Annotated in this window: 20 protein-coding genes; 10 read left to right on the top strand and 10 right to left on the bottom strand. The window is 73.5% G+C overall.

Annotated features, from left to right (window positions below):
• Positions 1–114: 114 nt before the first annotated feature.
• Positions 115–1,704 (top strand): TROVE domain-containing protein, encoded by a 1,590-nt coding sequence (locus KV381_RS07245; RefSeq protein WP_030627455.1) that lies wholly within the window; start codon positions 115–117, stop codon positions 1,702–1,704.
• A gap of 85 nt (positions 1,705–1,789) precedes the next feature.
• Positions 1,790–2,020 carry a hypothetical protein gene (locus tag KV381_RS36370; RefSeq protein WP_003969918.1) on the top strand — a complete coding sequence of 77 codons (231 nt, stop codon included), beginning with the start codon at positions 1,790–1,792 and terminating at the stop codon, positions 2,018–2,020.
• A 144-nt stretch (positions 2,021–2,164) separates the two neighbouring features.
• On the opposite strand, the gene KV381_RS07235 is transcribed toward KV381_RS36370, so the two are convergent.
• The 3 genes from KV381_RS07235 to KV381_RS07225 all read right to left on the bottom strand — a co-directional run bounded on the left by KV381_RS07235 (position 2,165) and on the right by KV381_RS07225 (position 4,598).
• On the bottom strand, positions 2,165–3,394 hold the full coding sequence (locus KV381_RS07235; RefSeq protein WP_032786643.1) for a TerD family protein: 1,230 nt from the start codon (positions 3,392–3,394) through the stop codon (positions 2,165–2,167).
• A gap of 118 nt (positions 3,395–3,512) precedes the next feature.
• Positions 3,513–3,734 (bottom strand): hypothetical protein, encoded by a 222-nt coding sequence (locus tag KV381_RS07230; protein ID WP_030078703.1) that lies wholly within the window; start codon positions 3,732–3,734, stop codon positions 3,513–3,515.
• Positions 3,735–3,788: 54 nt separating this feature from the next.
• A complete protein-coding gene (locus KV381_RS07225; RefSeq protein ID WP_218784928.1) occupies positions 3,789–4,598 on the bottom strand; it encodes an NAD(P)-dependent oxidoreductase in 810 nt (269 codons plus the stop codon).
• Between the two features lie 210 nt (positions 4,599–4,808).
• On the opposite strand from KV381_RS07225, the gene KV381_RS07220 reads away from it, so the two are divergent.
• The gene (locus KV381_RS07220; RefSeq protein ID WP_030088722.1) at positions 4,809–5,771 is read left to right on the top strand and encodes a 5-dehydro-4-deoxyglucarate dehydratase; all 963 of its coding nucleotides are present in this window, start codon (positions 4,809–4,811) and stop codon (positions 5,769–5,771) included.
• On the top strand, positions 5,768–6,943 hold the full coding sequence (locus KV381_RS07215; protein ID WP_218784927.1) for a hypothetical protein: 1,176 nt from the start codon (positions 5,768–5,770) through the stop codon (positions 6,941–6,943). Before KV381_RS07220 ends, KV381_RS07215 begins: the two co-directional genes overlap by 4 nt.
• A 25-nt stretch (positions 6,944–6,968) precedes the next feature.
• Here KV381_RS07215 and KV381_RS07210 read toward each other — a convergent pair whose 3' ends face one another.
• Together KV381_RS07210 and KV381_RS07205 are read right to left on the bottom strand one after the other, a co-directional pair.
• Complete coding sequence (locus KV381_RS07210; protein ID WP_256995023.1) at positions 6,969–8,192, bottom strand: MFS transporter; 1,224 nt, start codon at positions 8,190–8,192, stop codon at positions 6,969–6,971.
• A gap of 91 nt (positions 8,193–8,283) precedes the next feature.
• Complete coding sequence (locus KV381_RS07205) at positions 8,284–9,222, bottom strand: LysR family transcriptional regulator (protein ID WP_032786642.1); 939 nt, start codon at positions 9,220–9,222, stop codon at positions 8,284–8,286.
• A 155-nt stretch (positions 9,223–9,377) separates the two neighbouring features.
• Here KV381_RS07205 and KV381_RS37025 point away from each other — a divergent pair, with 155 nt between their 5' ends.
• The 6 genes from KV381_RS37025 to KV381_RS07180 all read left to right on the top strand — a co-directional run bounded on the left by KV381_RS37025 (position 9,378) and on the right by KV381_RS07180 (position 15,074).
• A complete protein-coding gene (locus KV381_RS37025; protein WP_350310323.1) occupies positions 9,378–9,449 on the top strand; it encodes a putative leader peptide in 72 nt (23 codons plus the stop codon).
• A 201-nt stretch (positions 9,450–9,650) separates the two neighbouring features.
• A complete protein-coding gene (gene sfnG, locus KV381_RS07200; RefSeq protein WP_086778917.1) occupies positions 9,651–10,778 on the top strand; it encodes a dimethylsulfone monooxygenase SfnG in 1,128 nt (375 codons plus the stop codon).
• Positions 10,775–11,992, top strand: coding sequence for an acyl-CoA dehydrogenase family protein (locus tag KV381_RS07195; RefSeq protein ID WP_030627434.1), 1,218 nt, complete (start codon positions 10,775–10,777; stop codon positions 11,990–11,992). Before sfnG ends, KV381_RS07195 begins: the two co-directional genes overlap by 4 nt.
• Before the next feature lie 73 nt (positions 11,993–12,065).
• On the top strand, positions 12,066–12,635 hold the full coding sequence (ssuE, locus tag KV381_RS07190; RefSeq protein ID WP_030088709.1) for an NADPH-dependent FMN reductase: 570 nt from the start codon (positions 12,066–12,068) through the stop codon (positions 12,633–12,635).
• 74 nt (positions 12,636–12,709) lie between these two features.
• Positions 12,710–13,882, top strand: a complete 1,173-nt coding sequence (locus KV381_RS07185) for an SfnB family sulfur acquisition oxidoreductase (protein WP_218787180.1) — start codon at positions 12,710–12,712, stop codon at positions 13,880–13,882.
• A 37-nt stretch (positions 13,883–13,919) separates the two neighbouring features.
• Positions 13,920–15,074, top strand: a complete 1,155-nt coding sequence (locus tag KV381_RS07180) for an LLM class flavin-dependent oxidoreductase (protein WP_193462374.1) — start codon at positions 13,920–13,922, stop codon at positions 15,072–15,074.
• Positions 15,075–15,146: 72 nt separating this feature from the next.
• Here the strand turns inward: KV381_RS07180 and KV381_RS07175 are convergent, their stop codons facing one another.
• The 5 genes from KV381_RS07175 to KV381_RS07155 form a co-directional block, all read right to left on the bottom strand.
• Positions 15,147–16,079 (bottom strand): alpha/beta fold hydrolase, encoded by a 933-nt coding sequence (locus KV381_RS07175; protein ID WP_218784925.1) that lies wholly within the window; start codon positions 16,077–16,079, stop codon positions 15,147–15,149.
• A 116-nt stretch (positions 16,080–16,195) separates the two neighbouring features.
• A complete protein-coding gene (locus KV381_RS07170; protein WP_218784924.1) occupies positions 16,196–17,647 on the bottom strand; it encodes a penicillin-binding protein 2 in 1,452 nt (483 codons plus the stop codon).
• A 90-nt stretch (positions 17,648–17,737) separates the two neighbouring features.
• Positions 17,738–18,400, bottom strand: coding sequence for a response regulator transcription factor (locus KV381_RS07165; RefSeq protein ID WP_218784923.1), 663 nt, complete (start codon positions 18,398–18,400; stop codon positions 17,738–17,740).
• Positions 18,397–19,719 carry a sensor histidine kinase gene (locus KV381_RS07160; RefSeq protein WP_218784922.1) on the bottom strand — a complete coding sequence of 441 codons (1,323 nt, stop codon included), beginning with the start codon at positions 19,717–19,719 and terminating at the stop codon, positions 18,397–18,399. The genes KV381_RS07165 and KV381_RS07160 overlap by 4 nt, the downstream gene beginning before the upstream one ends.
• Positions 19,716–20,843, bottom strand: coding sequence for a hypothetical protein (locus KV381_RS07155; RefSeq protein WP_256995022.1), 1,128 nt, complete (start codon positions 20,841–20,843; stop codon positions 19,716–19,718). Before KV381_RS07155 ends, KV381_RS07160 begins: the two co-directional genes overlap by 4 nt.
• Between the last annotated feature and the right edge of the window lie 46 nt (positions 20,844–20,889).

The raw sequence follows: 20,889 nt of genomic DNA, 5'->3' as shown, positions 1-20,889 counted from the left end.
CGGCCGGTAGCTCAGCGGTCAGAGCATCGGACTGTTCTCCGTCGCCGACTCCTGATCTCGGGCACCCCGTTCCGCCGCCGCGCCCTTCCCCAGGAATTCGGGGGAATTCTTCTCATGGCCCGTTTCAATTTCCGTACCCACCGGCCCCGGTCCGCCCGGTCCGGGCCCACCTCGCCCGTCACGACCACCGGCACGCTCGCGCCCAACCACCGGGGCGGCGTCGGGCAGGTGCGCGACGCCCGCTCCGAGCTCTTCCTGCTCGCCGTCGCCAACTTCGTGGCCCAGGACACCGCCTACGAGGGCGGGGACCGGCGCGACGACCGCTTCGCCGCGCTCGTGCGCCGGCTCGCCGTGGAGGACCCGGCGTGGACCGCGGGGCTGCTCCACTGGCTGCGCCGCGACGGGCAGATGCGGACCGCTTCGCTGGTCGGCGGCGCGGAGTACGTGGCGGCGCGGCTGGCGGCCGGGTGCACCGAAGGGCCCACGAACCGGCAGGTCATCGACTCCGTACTGCTGCGCGCCGACGAGCCGGGCGAACTGCTCGGCTACTGGACCGCCCGCTACGGGCGCGCCCTGCCGAAGCCCGTGAAGCGGGGCGTCGCCGACGCCGTGCGCCGCCTCTACACCGGCCGCGCGCTGCTGAAGTACGACACCGCGTCCAAGGGCTTCCGGTTCGGCGACGTGCTCAACCTGGTGCACGCCGCGCCCGACCCCGCCAAGCCCTGGCAGGGCGAGCTGTTCCGGTACGCGCTGGACCGCAGGCACCGGCCGGAGAGCGCCGAGCCGCCCGCCGCCGACCGCACCCTGAGCGCCCACCGGGAGCTGATGGAGCTGCCGGTCGCCGAGCGTCGCCCCGTCGTCACCGGACCCGGCGGCGCGGAGCGGCTGGCCGAGGCCGGGATGACCTGGGAAGCGCTGGCGGGCTGGCTGCAGGGGCCGATGGACGCGGCGGTGTGGGAGGCGGTGATTCCGTCGATGGGCACGATGGCCCTCGTCCGGAACCTCCGGAACTTCGATGAGGCCGGCGTACGGGACGAGGTCGCCGCGCTCGCCGCGGCCCGGATCAGCGATCCGGAGGCCGTGGCCGCGTCGCGCCAGTTCCCCTTCCGCTACCTCGCCGCGTACCGGCACGCGCCGTCGCTCCGCTGGGCCCACCCGCTGGAGCGGGCGCTCGGGCACTCGCTGGGCCAGGTGCCCGCGCTGCCCGGCCGCACCCTGGTCCTGGTCGACCGTTCCGGTTCGATGGGGGCGCCGCTCTCCGAGCGCTCCCGGCTGAACCGGGCCGACGCCGCGGCCGTCTTCGGCGCGGCACTGGCGCTGCGCGCCGCCGACGCGGACCTCGTGCAGTTCGGCACGACCAGCGCGCCCGTCTCCTTCCGCCGGGGCGAATCCGTCCTGCGGGTCCTGGACCGCTTCGGCGACCTGGGCGGTACGAACACGGCGGAAGCGGTACGACGGCACTACCGGGACCACGACCGGGTACTGATCGTCACCGACGAGCAGGCCTCGTACACGCGGGGTGGCGACGCGACCCGGAGCGTTCCGGACACGGTGCCCGTCTACACCTGGAATCTGGCCGGATATCGCCTCGGCCACGCCCCGTCCGGCGACCGGAACCGCCACACGTTCGGGGGGCTTTCCGACGCGGCGTTCCGCATGGTTCCGCTGCTGGAGGCGGGCGGAAGCGCTGACTGGCCGTGGTGAGCGCTGATTACGAATCCGGCACGTCTGGGGCCCCGGGCGTCGGCGGGCATGGCGTCGGGCCTTCACAGGGCGCATACTCGACGTAATGAAACAGTCAGCCGGATCCCGGCGTCACCTGCCTTCCAGTCCCTTCAACCGCCCGGCCCAGGAGGCCCCACCGGTCGAATGCTTCGATGTGGGCGACAGGGTGTCGCACGACCAGTTCGGGCTCGGCAGGATTCTTGCTGTCGAGGGCGACAACGACGCAGTCCTCATCGACTTCTCGGGGCGTCAGGGAAGGATCCTGAGCCCGTACTCCAAGTTGACCAAGCTCTGAGACGCGGGACGAGCCCCGTGCCCGTCCTCGGCAGCGTCCGCCTTCTCCGGATCCGGGGCGCCTGAAGAGATTTCAGGCGCCCCGGACTCCGTTGTGGGCCGTCCCGGCTCCGTTCGGGCCTTCCGGACGGAGGGCCCACGGTGGCTACAGGGCCTGGGCGGCGGGCTTCACCATGCCCCGCACGGTGCGCGACTTCACGAAATCGCCCATCGCGGTCATCTCCCACTCGCCGGTGAACTGCTTGATGAGCTTGGCCATCATCACGCCGGTCTGCGGCTCCGCGCCGGTGAGGTCGAAGCGGACCAGCTCCTCGCCGGACGCGTCGTCGATCAGCCGGCAGTAGGCCTTGGCGACCTCGTTGAACTTCTGGCCGGTGAACGAGTTCACCGTGAAGACCAGGCCCGTCGCCTCGGCCGGGATCCGGCCCAGGTCCACGACGATCGTCTCGTCGTCGCCCGCGCCCTCACCCGTGAGGTTGTCACCGGAGTGCTTGATGGCCCCGTTCAGGATGGTCAGCTTGCCGAAGTAGCAGCTGTCCAGGTGGTTGCGGTTGGGGCCGTACGCGATCACCGACGCGTCCAGGTCGATGTCCTTGCCGCGGAACGCGGGCTCCCAGCCCAGACCCATCCTGACCCGCGAGAGCAGCGGGGCGCCGCCCTTGACGAGGGACACGGTCTGGTTCTTCTGGAGACTGACCCGGCCCTTGTCCAGGTTGATCTTCCCGGAGCCCACGGGCGGGGCGGCGGGGGCCACCGGGGGAGCGGGCGGCGCGGGCGGCGCGATCCGCGGGTCGACGGGGGCGGCGGCCGGCGGTGCGGGCGGAGCGACCGGGGCGGGGGCCACCGGCACCGGCGGGGCGGCCGGGGCCGCGGGCTCCTCGACCGAGACGCCGAAGTCCGTGGCGATGCCGGCCAGCCCGTTGGCGTAGCCCTGGCCGACCGCGCGGGCCTTCCAGGCGCCGTTGCGCCGGTAGACCTCGATGACCACGAGCGCCGTCTCGGCGCCCAGCTGCGGCGGGGTGAACGTGGCGAGCGCACTGCCGTCGTCCGCGTTGCGCACGGTGGCGGTGGGCTCGATGCCCTGGAAGGTCTGGCCGGCGGCGTCCGGGCTCGCAGTGACGACGATCTTCTCGATGCCCGGCGGGACGGCCGTGGTGTCCACCACGATCGCGTCCGGTGCGGAGCCTCCGCCGGAGCGGTAGGTCACACCGGGGCCCGAGGGCTGGTTGTAGAAGATGAAGTCGTCGTCGGAGCGCACCTTGCCGTCGGCGGTGAGCAGCAGGCCCGAGACGTCGAGCCGCACCGGAGCGGCGACGTCCACCGCCACGCGGGCGGCGGAGAGAGGAATGTTCGAGCCGGGGGTCATAGCGGTCATGAACGGGGTAACGAACGACCCGGCTTTGCCGTTCCCTTACCTTCGCCGCCTTCGGCCAGATGGTTTCCGGCCGCCCGGAAGCGGTTCACCGGCGGCCGGGCAGCGGCCGGGCAGCGGCTCAGCGGCGGTTGCGCGGGTGGTTGCGGGCGGTGCGCTCGTTGCCGTGCTTGTACGCGCCCGTCCAGCGCGCCATCACCAGCTGCGCGTCACCCGACACCACCTCGGCCAGGAACTTCTCCGCCCGGCCGCCGCGCAGGGTGCCCGCCGGGCGGCCCTGGTGGGTGATGGTGACGCTCTGGTCGCCGTGCTGTTCGTACTGGAATCCGGAAGGTCTCGGCATGTCCGTATCCTGCCCTCCCGGCCGCGCCCGCGTCGCCCGGATTTCCGGTCGGTCTCAGTGCGGCCAGATCGGCGGATCGGTCAGGAAGTGGCCGCCCACGCAGGCGTGCGCCGGATTGTCCGGGTCCAGCTCGCCCTGTTCGGCGATGAGTTTCGCGGCGTACGGTTCCGAGTCGTCCTGCGGTGTGTAGCCCAGGGCCCGGGCCGAGGTCAGGTCCCACCACAGGCGGGTGTTGGCGGAGGAGCCGTGGACGACGGTGTGGCCGACGTCCTCCGCGGTGAGGGCCGCGTGGAAGAGGCGCGCGCCGTCGGCGGGGCTCATCCAGACCGACAGCATGCGTACCGAGGTGGGTTCCGGGAAGCAGGACCCGATCCGTACCGAGACGGTCTCGACGCCGTGCTTGTCCCAGTAGAGCTGGGCCAGGTCCTCACCGAAGCACTTCGAGAGCCCGTAGAAGGTGTCGGGGCGGCGCGGGGTGTCCAGCGGGATGAGCGGATCGCCCGGACCGGGGCGGGGGGTGTAGCCGATGACGTGGTTGGAGGAGGCGGCCACGATGCGGCGTACGCCTTCCTCGCGAGCCGCCTCGTAAAGGTGGTACGTGCCTTCGATGTTGGCGTTGAGGATCTTGTCGAACGTGGATTCCAGGGAGATGCCGGCCAGGTGGATGATCGCGTCCACTCCGCGTACGGCTTCGCGCAGCGCCTTCCGGTCGTTCAGGTCGGCGGTGATGGCCTGTGGTTCGTCCTCCACCGGGACCAGGTCGAAGAGCCGCAGGTCGTAGCCGTACGCGGGCAGCAGTCCTCGCATCAGGGTGCCGAGGCCGCCCGCGGCGCCGGTGAGCAGGACGGTACGGGGAGCGGTCATACGGGGTCTCCTCGGGGCGTACGCGAGGCGCGCTGTGCGCAATCCTGGCTGGCATTCACATGCGTGGACAAGTTAGGGAGGGGAGGCGAGGCGCGTCAAGAGCGTGCGTCCGCCTTGACCTGCCATCGGAAGCTGCCTTAGTGTGACGGTGTTCAGAAATATGGACACCGATCAGAATTGTGCACGCCTGAATCTGCTCAGGGAGCGCCCGTGACCTCAGCCCCCCTTGCCGCCCGGCTCAGCGAAGTCGCCGGGCCGCTCTTCTTCCCCGTGACCGCCTTCGGGCCGGACGGCGCCGTCGACCTCGATGTCTTCCGGGCCCATGTGCGGGCCGGGATCGATGCCGGAGCCGCCGCGGTCTTCGCCTGCTGCGGCACGGGCGAGTTCCATGCGCTGACCCCCGAGGAGTTCCGCCTCGCGGTCGCCGCCGCCGTGGAGGAGACCGCCGGGCAGATCCCGGTCGTCGCCGGGGCCGGCTACGGCACGGCGCTCGCGGTCGCGTTCGCGCGGGCCGCCGAGGAGGCCGGCGCGGACGGGCTGCTCGCCATGCCGCCCTATCTCGTCGTCGCCGACCAGGAAGGGCTGCTGAACCACTACGCGGCGCTCGCGGCGGCCACCGGTCTGGAGACGATCGTCTACCAGCGCGACAACGCGATCTTCACCCCCGAGACGGTCGTCGCCCTGGCCCGCACCCCCGGCATCATCGGGCTCAAGGACGGCCACGGTGACCTCGACCTCATGCAGCGCATCGTCAGCGCGGTCCGCACCCACCGGCCCGACGGCGACTTCCTCTACTTCAACGGACTGCCCACCGCCGAACTCACCGGTCCCGCCTACCGGGGCATCGGCGTCACCCTCTACTCCTCCGCCGTCTTCGCCTTCGCCCCCGACATCGCCCTGGCCTTCTACCGGGCCCTGGACTCCGGCGACGTCGCTCTGGTCGACGCCCTGCTCGACCACTTCTACCGGCCGCTCGTCGAACTGCGCGCCAAGGGCCGCGGATACGCCGTATCCCTGGTCAAGGCCGGAGTCCGGCTCCAGGGCCTGGACGTCGGCGAGGTACGCACCCCGCTCACCGAACCGCCCGCCGCACACGTCAAGGACCTCATCGAGATCATCGCGAGCGGCCGCGCCCTGCTGGAGGAGCGCACCACCGCGGGGGGCCGGGCGTGAAGGCGGGCGTCTTCCTCTACCCGTGGGACGTCGTCGGCGACCCGGACGCCGCCGCCCGGATCGCGGACCTCGGCGTCCGGCAGGTCACCCTGGCCTCCGCCTACCACTCCACCCGGGCCCTGACCCCCCGTCACCCCGCCCACCGCATCGTCACCGCCGAGCACGCCGCCGTCCTCTACCCGCCGGACCCGGACCGCTGGGCCGGACGCGGCCTCGCCCCGTACCGCCAGAGCTGGACGCCCGGCGACGATCCGTACGGGGAGGCCGCCGATGCGCTGACCGCCGCCGGTCTTGAGGTGCACAGCTGGGTCGTCCTCGCGCACAACTCGCGGCTCGGCGCGGAGCACCCGGACACCTCCGTGGTCAACGCCTACGGGGACCGCTACCCCTGGGCCCCCTGCATCGCCCGCCCCGTCGTGCGCGAGCACCTCGTGGACCTCGCGGCGGAGGCCGCCGCCCGGCCCGGCGCGCACGGCACCGAACTGGAGTCCTGCGGCTGGTACGGCTTCGCCCATCTGCACGCCCACGACAAGGTCGCCGGGGTGGGCCTCGGCGACGCCGCGCAGTACCTGATGTCGCTGTGCTTCTGCCCGGAGTGCCGTCAGGGGTACGAGGAGGCCGGCGCCGATCCCGGCGAACTGGCCGCCGCCGTACGCCGCGCGCTGGAACCGGCCTGGTCCGGCGCGGGTTCCCCGGAGTCGGGCCGGGAGGGCATCGAGAAGCTGCTCGGGCCCGGCCACGCGGACGCCACGCTGCGGTGGCGCGGCCGGGTCGCCCGCGCGTTCCAGGAAGCCGCCGTCGCCGCGGTACGGGCCGAGGCCCCGCCCGGTTTCCAGGTGCTGCTGCACGCGGACCCCGCCCCGTACCGCACCGGCGCCAACGTCGGCGTCGAGGCGGACCACATCCTGGCCGTGGCCGACGGCGTGGTGCTGCCCTGCACCGGGTCCGACGCCGCCCGGGAGGCGGTCCTCGGGCCGTTCGCCGGGCGGGGCGGGGTGCGCGCCGCCAACTTCGGGATCGTCACCGGGATGGGCGGCAGCCCGCGCACCCTGGAGCGCGACGCGGCCCACGCCGCCTCGCTCGGCGCGGACCAACTGCGCCTGTACCACGCGGGACTCGCCTCGGGCCCGGACCTGGAAGCGGTCACCGCGGCGCTCTCACGGCTGGGGTGAGACGGGCGCGCGGCGGTGGTGCGCTTCACGGCCGGGGTGGCGCGGGGGCGCGGCGGTGGTGCCGTCGCGCCCCCGACGCCAGCACCACCGCGGCCAGCACCCCCGCAGCCCCGGCCACCGCCGTCAGCACCCGTACGTCCACCACCGCGACCAGCCCCGCCCCCAGCGCCAGGGCCACCGCGTTGGGCGCCGTCATCAGCGAACCCGCCGTCGCCGCCGTCCGCCCCAGCACCGCGTCCGGCGTCTCCCGCTGCACCGCCGTCATCGCCGCGATCAGCACACACGGCAGTCCGCACCCGATCGCCGCGCTCGCCGCCAGGGCCACCGCGTCCGGCGACACCGTCCTCGCCCCGACGCCCAGCGCGAACAGCGCGATCCCGCCCGCCGCGAACACCCGCTCCGGCAGCCGCCGCAGCAACGGCCCCACCAGCAGCCCCACCGCCACCGAACCGGCGCCCTGTACCGCGTACAGCACCCCCGCGTACGCCGGCCCGCGGCCGAGCACATCGTCGACGTACGCGAAGGTCACGGCCCCGTTCACCCCGGCCAGCAGCATCGTCGCCGCCCCCGCAGCCACCAGCGGGCGCAGCACGGCCGAGGTGCGGATCCGTCGCAGCCCGACGGCGAGTTCACCGCGCCGGGCCCCCGCCGGGACCGGGTCCCGAAGCGGACTCCGTACCGGCAGACGGGCGAAGACCAGGGCGGCCAGGGCGCAGGTCGCCGCGTCCAGCAGGGCCACCGCCGGGCCGCCGAACCGGGTGTACAGGCCCGCGCCCGCCAGCGGAGCGACCAGTTTCATGCCCTCGTTGGCCGTCATCCGCAGCCCGTTGAAGTCCGCCAGCAGCGAGGCGGGCACGGTGCGGGCGACGAGCGCCGCCTCCGCCGCGTCGAGGAGCACACCGGCCGCCCCGTAGAGCACCAGCACCACGAAGACCAGCCAGACCGTGCCGGCCGAGTCGACCAGCACCAGCGTGGCCAGCAGGCAGGCCACCGCCAGATTGACCCGCACCAGCAGCGCCCGCCGGTCCATCCGGTCCGCGAGCGCGCCGAGCGCGGGCCCGGCGAGCACCGGGGCCCACATCGCGCACACCGTCAGCGCCGCCAGACTGTTCGACCCGGTCAGCGACTTGACCCAGATGCCCGCCGTGAGCGACATCGCCGACGTACCGAACCCGGAGACGACCACCCCCGCCAGACAGCGCCCCGCCGTCCGGTCCCGCAGAACCCGCCCCACCGCCGAACCGCCCACGCCACCCGCCCTCCTCCGCCTCGATCTCCACACCCGCTCCGTGCGGCTCATGCTGCGGAGTAAGGCGTTCGGCGGGCATCGGGCGGATGCCCTAGAGGTCGCCGGGCGATCCATGGGGCACACGGCCGCCGCTACGGTGTTCCTCCGAGCGCTCGACGAAGATCCGGTGCAGATCGCGGGCGGCCCGGGACACCGAACCCGTACGGCTGCGCTGCACCACCAGCAGCACCGTGGTGGCATCGCCCGCCAGCGGCCGGCAGGTGATCGCCCCGGTCCGCTCCAGCGGATCCCCGACGACGCTGTAGTCCGGGAGCACCGTGACCCCCAGCCCCTCCGCCACCATCAGCTTGCCCATCTCCGCGCCGTCGGCGGAGTACGAGAACGAGGGCACCCGGCCCTTCAGCAGCCGGTGCGTGAAGCGGTGCATCAGATAGCCGGCACGCATCACGATCAGCGGCTCGCCCAGCAGATCGTCCACCCCGACCGACTCCAGCGCGGCCAGCGGGCTGTCCTTCCGCAGGCAGACGACCGGGCGGCCCCGGATCAGCTCCGTGGTGTCCAGGTCCGGCGCGATGTCGTCGCCGTCCAGGTAGTTCACCAGCCCGAGATCGACCGCGCCCTCCAGCAGGGAGCGGTGGATGACGGACTGCTGGGCCGCGATCACCTCCACCTCGGTGCCCGAGTGCAGCGCGCGGAACGCGCGGATCGCCGGGACCAGCAGCGGGACCGTCGCCGCGAACACCGTGCCGAGCCGCACCGTGCGGCTGGTGCGGTGCTGTTCGTCGGCGGCCCGGCGCAGCCGGTCGACCGCGTCCAGCACCCCGATGATGTGCGGCAGCAGTTCGCGCCCCGCCTCGCTGATGGTCGCCCCCGACCGCTTCCGGTCCAGCACGACGACGCCCAGCTCACGCTCCAGATTCCGCACCGTCTCGCTCAACGCGGGCTGGGACAGATGCAGTTCCTCCGCCGCCCGGCGCAGCGACCCCAGCCGGGTGACCGCCTCGATGTACTCCAGCTGTTCGATGCGCATCGCTCTTCCCCATCTCCGGAGGCGGTGGAAGGGGAACCCTATCGCTCCTTCGTCGATGCCTTCTCGACCTGGAGCGTTCCCGCGCCCTACCCTGGAACCCGAAGGCGCCCCGTGATCCACCGGGCGCCCGCCGCGGAACGCGAAAGGAGAGGGATGTGCGCCGCTTGACCCGTCGCCGCCACATCGACCTCGGCCGCGTTTCCAGCGCCTTCTGTTGTTCCCGCTGACGCGAGGTCCGAGGGGCCGACCCCTCCCTTCGCGATCCCGCGCACCCGCGCGTACACCCGTATCCGGCCGTGTGAGCCCGTGCACGCCCGCGCGGCTCCTTCGCCGTGCCCATCGCCCCTGATCGGGTTTCACGATCACCGGGGCCGCCGCGCCGTGCCCGCCACCGCGCCCGACCCGCCTTCCTGCTCCGGGAGAACCACATGTCCCCTCCGCCCTCCGCCGATCCGGTGCGCTTCGCGTACTGGGTCCCCAACGTCAGCGGTGGCCTCGTCACCAGCACGATCGAACAGCGCACCGACTGGGGGTACGACTACAACCGCGAACTCGCCGTCCTCGCCGAGAACAACGGCTTCGACTACGCGCTCAGCCAGGTCCGCTACATGGCCAGCTACGGCGCCGAGTACCAGCACGAGTCCACCTCCTTCAGCCTCGCCCTGCTGCTCGCCACCCAGCGGTTGAAGGTCATCGCCGCCGTCCACCCCGGCCTCTGGCACCCCGGCGTCCTCGCCAAACTCGGCGCCACCGCCGACCACCTGAGCAACGGGCGCTTCGCCGTCAACGTGGTCAGCGGCTGGTTCAAGGACGAGTTCACCGCGCTCGGCGAACCCTGGCTGGAACACGACGAGCGCTACCGCCGCTCCGAGGAGTTCATCCGGGCCCTGCGCGCCGTCTGGACCGAGGACCACGCCGAACTCGCCGGAGACTTCTACCGCATCCGCGACTTCTCGCTGAAGCCCAAGCCGATCGCCGCGCCGGACCGCCCGCACCCGGAGATCTTCCAGGGCGGCAACTCCACCGCCGCCCGGCAGATGGCCGGCCGGGTCTCCGACTGGTACTTCTCCAACGGCAAGGACTTCGACGGCGTCACCGAACAGATCAGGGACGTGCGCACCGCCGCCGAGAGCGCCGGACGCACCCCGCCGCGCTTCGGCCTCAACGGCTTCCTCATCGCCCGCGACACCGAGGCGGAGGCCCGCGACACCCTGCGCGAGATCGTCGCCAAGGCCGACACCGAGGCCGTCCACGGCTTCGGCTCGGCCGTCAAGCAGGCGGGGAGCTCCACCGCCGACGGCAAGGGCATGTGGCAGGACTCCTCCTTCGAGGACCTCGTCCAGTACAACGACGGCTTCCGTACGGGGCTGATCGGCACCCCGGAACAGATCGCGGAACGCATCGTCGCCTACAAGCGCCTCGGCGTGGACCTGCTGCTCCTCGGCTTCCTCCACTACCACGAGGAGGTCGAGTACTTCGGCAAGAAGGTGCTGCCGCTCGTCCGCGAGCTGGAGGACCACCACCACGCACCCCTCTCCCCGGAAGGTTCGTCATGAGCACCGCAGCGCCCACGCAGTGGAAGACCCTCCCGTCCCCCGACAGCCCCGACGCCTGGATCGAGCGCGCGGCCGAGGTCGCCGCGCTCCTCGCCACCGACGCCGCCGCCCGCGACCGGGCGGGCGCCACCCCGTACACCGAGATCCGGCTCCTCAAGGACTCCGGACTCGTCACCCTGCTCGGCCCGGCCGAGCACGGCGGCGGGGGACAGGACTGGACGACCGCCTACCGGGTGATCCGCGAGGTGGCCAAGGCCGACGGCTCGATCGGGCAGCTCCTCGGCTACCACTACCTCTGGAACTGGGCCGCCCGCCTCGTCGGCACCCGCGAGCAGTGGGAGCACGTCGAGGCCGAAGCGGTCCGGCACACCTGGTTCTTCGGCGGCGCGGTCAACCCGCGCGACAGCGACGTCGTCGTCACCGAGGACGGCGACGACCTCGTCTTCACCGGCGCCAAGACCTTCTCCACCGGCAGCAAGGTCTCCGACGTCACCGTGCTCGAAGGCGTCCTGGAAGGCACCGACCAGCACATCTTCGCCATCGTGCCGTCCGACAGCCCCGGGCTCACCTTCCACGACGACTGGGACAACATCGGCCAGCGGCTCACCGAGAGCGGCGGCGTCACCATCGACGGCGTCCGCACCCCGTGGGCCTCCGCCGCCGGTTACGTGGACAAGGAGTTCCGGCCCCGCGTCTACAACACCCTCAACGTGCCCACCATCCAGCTGGTGTTCATCAGCTTCTACCTGGGCATCGCCGCCGGAGCCCTGGAGACCGCCGCCACCTACACCCGCACCAAGACCCGCTCCTGGCTGCACGGCGGATACGACCAGGCCGTCGACGAGCCGTACGTCATCGACATCTACGGAGACCTCACCGCCAAGCTCTGGGCCGTGGAAGCCCTGGCCGACGCGGTCGCCGCCGAGGGCCAGAAGCTGCACGACGCCCCGGACGAGGTGACCGCGCAGTCCCGTGGAGCGTTCGAGGTGCGGGTCGCCGCCGCCAAGGCCCGGGCCACCGAGGTCGCGCTGGAGGTCACCAGCCGCGTCTTCGAGGTCACCGGCGCCCGCGCCACCGCCTCCGCCGAGGGCCTCGACCGCTTCTGGCGCAACGTCCGCACCCACACCCTCCACGACCCGGTCGCCTACAAGCGGCGCGAGGTCGGCCGCCACGTCCTGACCGGCGAACTCCCCGAACCCACCTGGTACTCCTGACCGGCCCCGGGCCCGGGGCGGACCGCCACCACCACCGCCCCGGGCCCGGCGCCCTCCCCAGAAACGAGGCTCCATGGCCACCGTCCTGTCCGTCTCCGGCAGCCCCTCCGCCACCTCCCGCACCGCCCGCCTGCTCCGCCACCTCGACGCAGACCTGGCCGCCCAGGGCCACGAGGTGATACCGCTCGACGTCCGCACCCTGCCCGCCGAGGCCCTGCTCGGCGCGGACTTCGCGCACCCCGAGATCGTCCGCGCCACCGAACTGTTCGCCCGCGCCGACGGCATCGTCATCGGCACCCCCGTCTACAAGGCCGCCTACTCCGGGCTGCTGAAGACGCTCCTGGACCTGCTGCCGCAGTACGCGCTCACCGGCAAGACCGTCCTCCCGCTGGCGACCGGCGGCACCACCGCCCATGTCCTCGCCCTCGATTACGCGCTGCGCCCGGTGCTCTCCTCGATGGGCGCGGCCCACATCGTCCAGGGCTGGTTCGTCCTGGACCGGCACATCACGGCCGGCGACGACGGGGGAGTGGTCCTGGACCCGGCCTCCGCCGCCCCGCTCGACCAGGTGGTCGCCCAGTTCGCCGCCGCCCTGGACCGGACCGTGCCCACAGCTTCCGCCCCCGTCCCCGCCACCCGCTGACCCCGACCCGTACCCACCCTGGAGGCAGGCCCGTGACCGCGCCGACCCGACGACGACCAGCCATCACCGCGCGGGTGATCCGCGACGACGCCGAGGCGCTGCGCACCGCCGCCGAACTCGCCGAGGAGTTCCGCCCCGGCGCCTCCGGACGGGACGCCCGCCGCGAGCTGCCGCGCGCCGAACTCGACCGGCTCACCGCCACCGGCCTCCTCGCCGTCACCGTCCCGGCCGAACACGGCGGGGCCGACGTGTCCGCCGCCACCCTCGCCGAGGTCTTCCGGCTGCTCGCCTCCGCCGACGCCAGCCTGGCGCAGATCCCGCAGAGCCACTTCGCGTACGTCAACGTGGTGCGGCAGCAGGGCAGTCCGGAGCAGCGGGCCTTCTTCTTCGGCGAGGTGCTGGCCGGCCGGCGCTTCGGCAACGCCCAGTCCGAGGCCGGGACCAAGCACCTCCAGGACATCCGCACCCGGCTGACGGCCGCCAAAGACGGCTCGTACCTCCTCACCGGCGTGAAGAACTACTCCACCGGAGCCCTCTTCGCCGACTGGATCCCGGTCCTCGCCCGCGCCGAGGACGACCTGCTCCATGTCGCGTACGTCCCCGCCGACGCCCCCGGCCTCACCGTCACCGACGACTGGGACGGCATGGGCCAGCGGACCACCGCGAGCGGCACGGTCGAACTGGCGGACGTCGTGGTCCCCGCGGCCCACGTCGTCCCGCACCACCTCACCTTCACCGGCCCCCAACTGCACGGCGCTCTGGCCCAGTTGCTGCACGCGGCCATCGACGCCGGGATCGCGGCCGGGGCGCTGGCCGAGGCGGTGGAGTTCGTCAGGACGCGGAGCCGGCCCTGGTTCGAGAGCGGGTACGAGACCGCCGCCGAGGACCCGCTCCTCATCCAGCGCTTCGGCGAACTGGACCTGCGCCGCCGGGCCGCCGACGCGCTGCTGGCCACCGCCGCCCGGGCCGTGGACACCGCCCGGGCCCACCTGGACGACGACAGCGCGGCCGAGGCGTCGATCGCGGTCGCGGCGGCGAAGGCGTACGCCGGGAGCGCGGCCCTGGAGATCGCCGACGCGCTGTTCGAGGTGTCCGGGACGCGCGCCGCCCTCGACGGCCTCAACCTCCACCGGCACTGGCGCGACGCCCGCACCCACACGCTGCACGACCCGGCGCGCTGGAAGATCCAGCACCTCGGACGGTACGTCCTGAACGGCACCCGCCCGCCCCGCCACGGCCTGCTGTGACCGCCCTGTCCCGTACGGAAACCGCTTCGGAGAAACGATGTCCCTGACCTTCCACTGGTTCCTGCCCACCAACGGCGACAGCCGCCATGTCGTCGGCGGCGGCCACGGCACCCCGGTCACAGCGGCCGGCGGCGACCGCCCGCCGACGGTCCGCTACCTCGCCCAGATCGCCCGCGCCGCCGAGGATCTGGGCTTCACGGGAGCACTCACCCCCACCGGGGCCTGGTGCGAGGACGCCTGGCTGACCACCGCGATGGTCAGCCAGCACACCGAACGCCTGAAGTTCCTCGTCGCCTTCCGCCCCGGCTTCGTCTCGCCCACGCTCGCCGCCCAGATGGCCTCCACCTACCAGCGGCAGACCGGCGGACGGCTGCTGCTGAACGTCGTCACCGGCGGCGAGAGCCATGAGCAGCGCGCGTACGGCGACTTCCTCGACAAGGACGCCCGCTACGCCCGCACCGGCGAATTCCTGGAGATCGTCCGGCAGTTGTGGGACGGCAAGACCGTCGACCTGGCGGGCGAGCACCTGCGCGTCGAGCAGGCCCGGCTCACCCGGCTCCCCGACCCCGTCCCGGAGGTCTACTTCGGCGGCTCCTCCCCGGCCGCCGGACAGGTCGCGGCCCGTCACGCGGACGTCTACCTCACCTGGGGCGAACCGCCCGCCCAGGTCGCGGAGAAGATCGCCTGGATCAGGGGGCTCGCCGCCGAACAGGGCCGTACCGTACGGTTCGGCATCCGGCTCCACGTGATCACCCGGGACACCTCCGGTGCGGCCTGGGCCGAGGCGGACCGGCTGCTCGCGGGCTTCGACCCGGACACCGTGCGGACGGTCCAGGAGGGCCTGGCCCGCAGTGAGTCCGAGGGGCAGCGGCGGATGCTGGAGCTGCACGGCGGCGGCCGGGACGGTCTGGAGATCCACCCCAACCTGTGGGCCGGCATCGGGCTCGTCCGGGGCGGCGCGGGCACCGCGCTGGTCGGCAGCCACACCGAGGTGGCCGAGCGCATCCGGGAGTACCACGCCCTGGGCATCGACGAGTTCGTGCTCTCCGGCTACCCGCACCTGGAGGAGGCGTACTGGTTCGGCGAGGGCGTGCTGCCCCGGCTGGCCGAGGCGGGACTCTGGACACACCCGGCGGGGCCGGTGCGCGCGGGCGGCGGCGCGGAGATCCCGTTCGCGGGCGGGGCGCGGTAGCGGCCGGCCGGCCCCGCGGGTGCGGCGTCCATGGCAGCGGCAGTCCGGTCGGCCGACTGTGCGCGGCGCGCGTCAGCCGCCGGCGCCGACCGCCGACCGCCGGATCTCCTCCGCGAGTTCCGCCGTCGAGGTGGTCAGCACCATGTGGTCCGCCTCCGGCAGCACCACATGCCGTCCGTGCGGCGACTGCCGGGCCCGGTACGCGTGCGAGGCCGTCGCCCGGTCCCGTACGGACTGCGGCATGCCCGGCGACACCCGGCCCGCCGACACCACGGTCACCGGCAGCCCCGCCAGCCCCGGCGGGTTCTCCAGCAGGGCCCGCAGATCGCCCGCCGTGTCCTCCAGCTCCCGGCCCCGGGTGCGGGTCATGGCGACGGTGTAGCCCTCGGCCCGCATGTCGGCGGCGGCGTCGGGCGGCAGCGCGGCGGTGAGCGAGCGGTAGGCGCGGCCCAGCAGTCCGAGCCGGGCCAGCGCGACCGTCACCAGCTGCCCGATCCGCTCGGTCCGCCGCATCGACGGCCGGAACAGCAGGTCGCACGACTCGTCGGTGGGGTCGACGAGCACCAGGCCCGCCACCCGGGCGGGCTGCGCTGCGGCCGCCAGCCGCACCAGCGGCCCGCCCCAGCTGTGCCCGACGAGGAGGAACGGACCGCCGGGGCCGACGCGTTCGAGGTGGTCCAGCAGATCGCCGAGATCGTCGGCGAGCGCGTCCAGCCGGCGCGAGACCCCGGCCGGGGCCGCCGGACTGCGGCCGAGCCCGCTGCGGTCGTACACCACCGTCGGCGCGACCTCGGCCAGTCCGGCCTGGGCGCCCGCCCAGGAGGAGCGGCCCGCGGCGAGCCCGCCCTCGAAGACCACGGTGGGCCGGCCGTCCGCTCCGGCGGGGCCCGGCAGCCACTGGTAGTACAGCTCGCGCCCGTCGCGGGTACGGGCCCGGCCCGCCTCGCCCTGGCTGTGGGCGGGGGCGTCGGCTTCGCGCCCCGTACCGTGCTCCGCCGGAGCCATCCCCGTACCTCCCACACGTCCGTACGTCGGCACATTGGCACATTGGCGCCCCGGGACCGTCCGGGGCGCCAAGTAAGGCAAGGGTAACCTAAGTCAGGGCTTTCCGGGGTGCCCGCTCACCGTTCCAGCGCCGCCTTCATCATCTTCTGCGCGACCGGCGCGGCCAGTCCGTTGCCGCTGACCTCGGAGCGCGCCGACCCGGAGTCCTCGACGATCACCGCGACCGCGACCTCCTTGCCGCTGCTGTCGTCCTTCGCGTACGAAGTGAACCAGGCGTACGGGGTGTTGCTGTTGTCCACGCCGTTCTGCGCGGTGCCCGTCTTCCCGCCGACCTCGGCCCCGGCGATCCTGGCGTTGGTGCCGGTGCCCTCCTCGACCACGGTCACCATCGCGCTGCGGAGCTGCTCCGCGGTCCCCTCCTCCACCACGCGCTTCGTCTCGCCGTCCTCGGTCTCCTCCAGCACCGTGCCGTCCCCGTCGGTCACCTGCGACACCATGTGCGGCGCGGCCAGCTCACCGCCGTTGGCCAGCGCGGCGGAGACCATCGCCATCTGGAGCGGGGTCGCGGTGACCTCGAACTGGCCGATCCCGGTCAGCGCCGTCTGCGCCTCGTCCATCCCGGTCGGATACACGCTCTTCGCCGCCCGCACCGGGACGTCCAGCTTCTCGGTGTCGAACCCGAAGGCGTCCGCCATCTCCTTGACCTTGTCCTGGCCGAGGTCGGCGGCGGCCTTCGCGAAGACGTTGTTGCAGGAGTACCGGAGCGCGGTGCGCAGGGTCGCGTTCTCGCAGGGGGCGGACGCGTTCTCGTTGCGCAGGACCGTGCTGGTGCCGGGCAGGGTGTACGGGTCGGGGCTGTCGGTGCGCTCGTCGACCGAGCCGTAGAGCCCGTTCTCCAGCGCCGCCGCCGCGACCACCAGCTTGAACGTGGAGCCCGGCGCCAGCGGCTGCCGCAGCGCCCGGTTGACCAGCGGCTTGTCCGGATCGTCCAGCAGCTTCTGCCAGGCATCCCCGTCCGTCGTCCCGCTGATCTTCGACGGGTCGTACGAGGGCGTCGAGACCATGCCGAGGATCCGGCCGGTCTTCGGGTCGATGGCCACCGCCGCGCCCTTGTCGTCGCCGAGCGCCTCGTAGGCCGCCTTCTGGACGCCCGGGTCGATGGTGGTGAGGACGTTGCCCGGCTTCGCCTGCCCGCCGGTGATCAGGTCCTCCGGGTTCTTCAGCCGGTCGTCCGTGCCGTCCAGGACATCACCGTGGATGCCCTCCAGCTGGGTCGCCCCGTACGCCTGCGAGCTGTAGCCCGTGACGGCCGCGTACAGCTCGCCCTGCGTGTAGGTCCTCTTGTACCGGAGGTCGCCGCCACTGGTCCCCTTCGATCCGGTGACCGGCGAACCGGCCACGATGATGTCCCCCAGCGGCTGCGCGTACCGCGCGATGGTGTTCCGCCGGTTGTGCTCGTCGTCTGCGAGCGCCTTGGCCTCGTAGCCCTGCACCCACGTCGCCCGCACCAGCAGGGCGAGCACCATGAGCAGACAGAAGACCGAAGCGCGCCTGATTGTCTTGTTCATCCCGCTGGAGGGACGAGCGGCGGCGTTCCGCCCGTTCCCGATCGTGCCGCTTCTCACCGATTTCTCACCCGGCCCACCGGCCCGTGACGCTCAGCCCGGGGTGATGAAACCGGACTCGTACGCCGCGATGACCGCCTGGGTACGGTCCCGGGCGTCCGTCTTCGCGAGGACCGCCGCCACATGGGTCTTCGCCGTCGCCGGGCCCACCGCGAGCCGGCCCGCGATCTCCGCGTTGGTCAGCCCCGCCGCCATCAGCCGCAGCACGTCCGCCTCCCGCCCGGTCAGCCGCGCCACCCACGCCGGGGCCCCGGCCGTCCGCCGCGCGGTGTGCGCGGCGGCCAGCGTGCGCACCGCCGCCGGATAGAGGAGCGAGTCGCCGCACGCCACCAGGCGCACCGCCTGCACCAGCTCCTCGGCCGCCGCCCGCTTCAGCAGGAATCCGGCCGCCCCGGCGTGCAGGGCCTCGTACACGTACGCGTCGTTCTCGAAGGTCGTCACGACGACGATCCTCGGCGGGTCCTCCAGCGTGGCGAGGATCTGCTCGGTGGCCCGGATGCCGTCGATCTCCGGCATCCGCACGTCCATCAGCACCACGTCGGGCCGCAGCTCCCGCACCACGGAGACGGCCTCCGCGCCGGTGGCGGCCTCGCCGACGACCTCGATGCCCTCCTCGGCGTCCAGGATCACGCGCAGCGCCGTACGCACCATCCGCTCGTCGTCCGCGAGCACCACCCGCACCGGAGTCCCGCTCATCGCCGCTCCTCGGTCCGCCCGGCGGTGTCCGGCACCGGGCCCCGCGCCATCACCGCCAGCGGCAGCCGGGCGGTCAGCCGCCAGACGCCGTCGTCCGCGCTCGCCCCCGCCGCGGTCCGGCCGCCCAGCAGGACGGCCCGCTCCGCGATGCCGCGCAGCCCGCGACCGCCTCCGGGACGTACCACGGCGGGCCGTTCGCCCAGCGGATTCTCCAGCACGATCTCCAGCTCCCGTTCCCTCTCCCGTACCGCGATCAGCAGCCGCACCGGGGGCGCGTCGCCGCCGCCGTGCCGCAGGGCGTTGCTCAGCCCCTCCTGGACGATCCGGTACGCCTCCCGCGAGACCACCGGGTCCACCACGCCCGGATCGCCCGGATCGCCCTCCCGCTCGTACGCCACCGGCACCCCGGAGTACGCCAGCAGCCCGTCGAGCGCGTCCAGCCCCGGTCCGTACGCCGTGTCCGCCGCGCCGTCCGGCTCCCCGTCCTGCCGCAGCAGCCCCAGCACCGAGTCCAGCTCGCCGACCGTCCGCCGCGTCGTCTCCTCGATGGCGGTCAGCGCCTCCCGGACGAACTCCGGATCACGGTCCAGCACCCGGCGCGCCGCCCCCGCCTGAAGGGTCACGGCGCTCAGCGCATGGCCCACCGAGTCGTGCAGCTCCCGAGCGAGCCGGTTGCGCACCGCCAGATCCGCCGCGCGGCGCTCGGCGGCCGCCAGCCGGTCCTCGGGCGTCGGCCCCAGCAGCACCGGAGCCCGCCGGGCCAGCGCCTGCCCGGCCACGGCGGCGACCAGTGCCAGCGCCACCAGCATCGCGATCCCGGCGAACGGCGCGAGGGCCAGGGCCCACGGCTCCCGCAGCACGCGGGGCCCGTCGAGCAGCCAGGTGCCGCGCAGCCCGGAGAAGAACGGCAGGGCGGCCACCGCGACCGCGAACGGCGGCAGCGTGAGCGTCGCCCCGCTGACGATCCCGCCGAGCGCCAGATGCAGGGTGTACCACCCGGCGGTACGCACCCGGGCCTGCCGGGTCCGGGCGGGCCCGTCGGCCAGCAGCACGGGCGGCACCCCGCACAGGGCGCGGGCGGCGGCCACGCACAGCGGCCGCACGAGGGCGAAGAAGCCGGTGACCGCCGCCATCGGCAGGGCGAGGCCGAACGCGACGAACTGCCCGGACAGCGAGGAGAAGACCGGTTCCCCGCCGTTGACCATGCCCACCAGGACCGTGCCGACCAGGAAGTACGGCATCAGCAGCGCGCCGCCGATGATCAGATGCAGCCAGCGCAGCCGCGCCCGCCGTCCGAACAGCGCGGCGAGCGGCTTCATGACACCCGGCTGCCGGATGACGGGGCAGAGACAGCTGAGGCAGGAGGAGCGGCAGGGGCGAGTACCGGGGCCCCGGTAGTCGCGGCGGTCGCGGGCAGCGCGGAGGCCGCCGCCGCGCGCTCCGCGAAGAAGTACGCGCCCAGCGTCGCGACGAGCGCTCCGGCCAGCATCTGGCCAGCGTAGGTCACCGTCATCGCCGCCGTCGGCTGGTCCGCCGCCTCGCCCGCCCCCATCAGTGCGGCCACGCTCAACCAGCCGCCCCAGCAGGCTGTTTCCGCCGAGCCGGCCCAGACCAGGGCGAGCGGCAGACGCAGCGGGAGCCGGCCGGTGCGCCGGAAGGCGAGCAGCAGCACTCCGACGACGGTGACCACGACGAAGAGCAGGTTGACGGCCTCCAGGACGTAGAAGTCACTGGTGCGGTCCGCCGCCCGGCCCGCGTTGAGCCCGGCGGTCGAACCGCCGGCCCACATCAGGTGGGCGATGCCGGGCAGCAGGGCCGCCAGAGCCGCGGCGACGGCGGTCGCGCGCAGGGCGGGCGCGGTCGGGCTCTCCGGCAGATCACGGAGCCGCCCCTGCCACAGACGGCCCCAGCGCTCCTTGGCGTACAGCGCGAAGAGGGCGCCGAGGGCGAGGCCCTGGACGATGAAACCGCCGTAGACGACGCCGAAGACCCATGGGTCGAGGAACGGTTCGGAGGCCCCCTCGCCGACCGGCCGCCCGTCGCCGCCGCCGAGGAGCCTGACGAGCAGCTGGATCGGGAAGCCCGTCATGATCGGCAGCAGCAGACCGCTCGCCACCCACATCGGCGCCACCAGCAGCCAGGCGGGCACCCGCCTGCCCCAGGGCCGGGTGAGCAGCAGGGCGAGGACGATGACGGCGGCATCCATCAGCACCGTGACCCCGTTGGCGACGCGCAGCGCGGTTCCGCCGTCGAGCAGCGGGCTGCCGTCCGGGACACCGACCCGACCGCCCGCGATCCAGGCCGCCTTGAGCCCGATGTACGGCAGACAGGACACCATGGCGACCGCCCGGAGCACGGTCCGCGCCCGGCCGACTCGGTACGGGGCCGCCGCGGGCGGTTCGGTGGGGTGCGGGGACGCCTCGGGAGGCCGGTTCGCTGTCATGCGCCCAGGATTCCGCGCCGGCCACCGCCCGCACGTCCTGCCCGCC

The sequence above is a fragment of the Streptomyces sp. WY228 genome, assembly GCF_019287315.1.
In the GTDB taxonomy this organism is placed as follows: domain Bacteria; phylum Actinomycetota; class Actinomycetes; order Streptomycetales; family Streptomycetaceae; genus Streptomyces; species Streptomyces caviscabies.
This window is presented reverse-complemented; position numbering and strand designations above follow the sequence as displayed.

Coding starts and splice junctions, on each gene's coding strand:
- KV381_RS07245 (WP_030627455.1), top strand. CDS start 115: ATGGCCCGTTTCAATTTCCGTACCCACCGGCCCCGGTCCGCCCGGTCC.
- KV381_RS36370 (WP_003969918.1), top strand. CDS start 1,790: ATGAAACAGTCAGCCGGATCCCGGCGTCACCTGCCTTCCAGTCCCTTC.
- KV381_RS07235 (WP_032786643.1), bottom strand. CDS start 3,394: ATGACCGCTATGACCCCCGGCTCGAACATTCCTCTCTCCGCCGCCCGC.
- KV381_RS07230 (WP_030078703.1), bottom strand. CDS start 3,734: ATGCCGAGACCTTCCGGATTCCAGTACGAACAGCACGGCGACCAGAGC.
- KV381_RS07225 (WP_218784928.1), bottom strand. CDS start 4,598: ATGACCGCTCCCCGTACCGTCCTGCTCACCGGCGCCGCGGGCGGCCTC.
- KV381_RS07205 (WP_032786642.1), bottom strand. CDS start 9,222: ATGCGCATCGAACAGCTGGAGTACATCGAGGCGGTCACCCGGCTGGGG.
- sfnG (WP_086778917.1), top strand. CDS start 9,651: ATGTCCCCTCCGCCCTCCGCCGATCCGGTGCGCTTCGCGTACTGGGTC.
- KV381_RS07195 (WP_030627434.1), top strand. CDS start 10,775: ATGAGCACCGCAGCGCCCACGCAGTGGAAGACCCTCCCGTCCCCCGAC.
- ssuE (WP_030088709.1), top strand. CDS start 12,066: ATGGCCACCGTCCTGTCCGTCTCCGGCAGCCCCTCCGCCACCTCCCGC.
- KV381_RS07180 (WP_193462374.1), top strand. CDS start 13,920: ATGTCCCTGACCTTCCACTGGTTCCTGCCCACCAACGGCGACAGCCGC.
- KV381_RS07175 (WP_218784925.1), bottom strand. CDS start 16,079: ATGGCTCCGGCGGAGCACGGTACGGGGCGCGAAGCCGACGCCCCCGCC.
- KV381_RS07170 (WP_218784924.1), bottom strand. CDS start 17,647: ATGAACAAGACAATCAGGCGCGCTTCGGTCTTCTGTCTGCTCATGGTG.
- KV381_RS07165 (WP_218784923.1), bottom strand. CDS start 18,400: ATGAGCGGGACTCCGGTGCGGGTGGTGCTCGCGGACGACGAGCGGATG.
- KV381_RS07160 (WP_218784922.1), bottom strand. CDS start 19,719: ATGAAGCCGCTCGCCGCGCTGTTCGGACGGCGGGCGCGGCTGCGCTGG.
- KV381_RS07155 (WP_256995022.1), bottom strand. CDS start 20,843: ATGACAGCGAACCGGCCTCCCGAGGCGTCCCCGCACCCCACCGAACCG.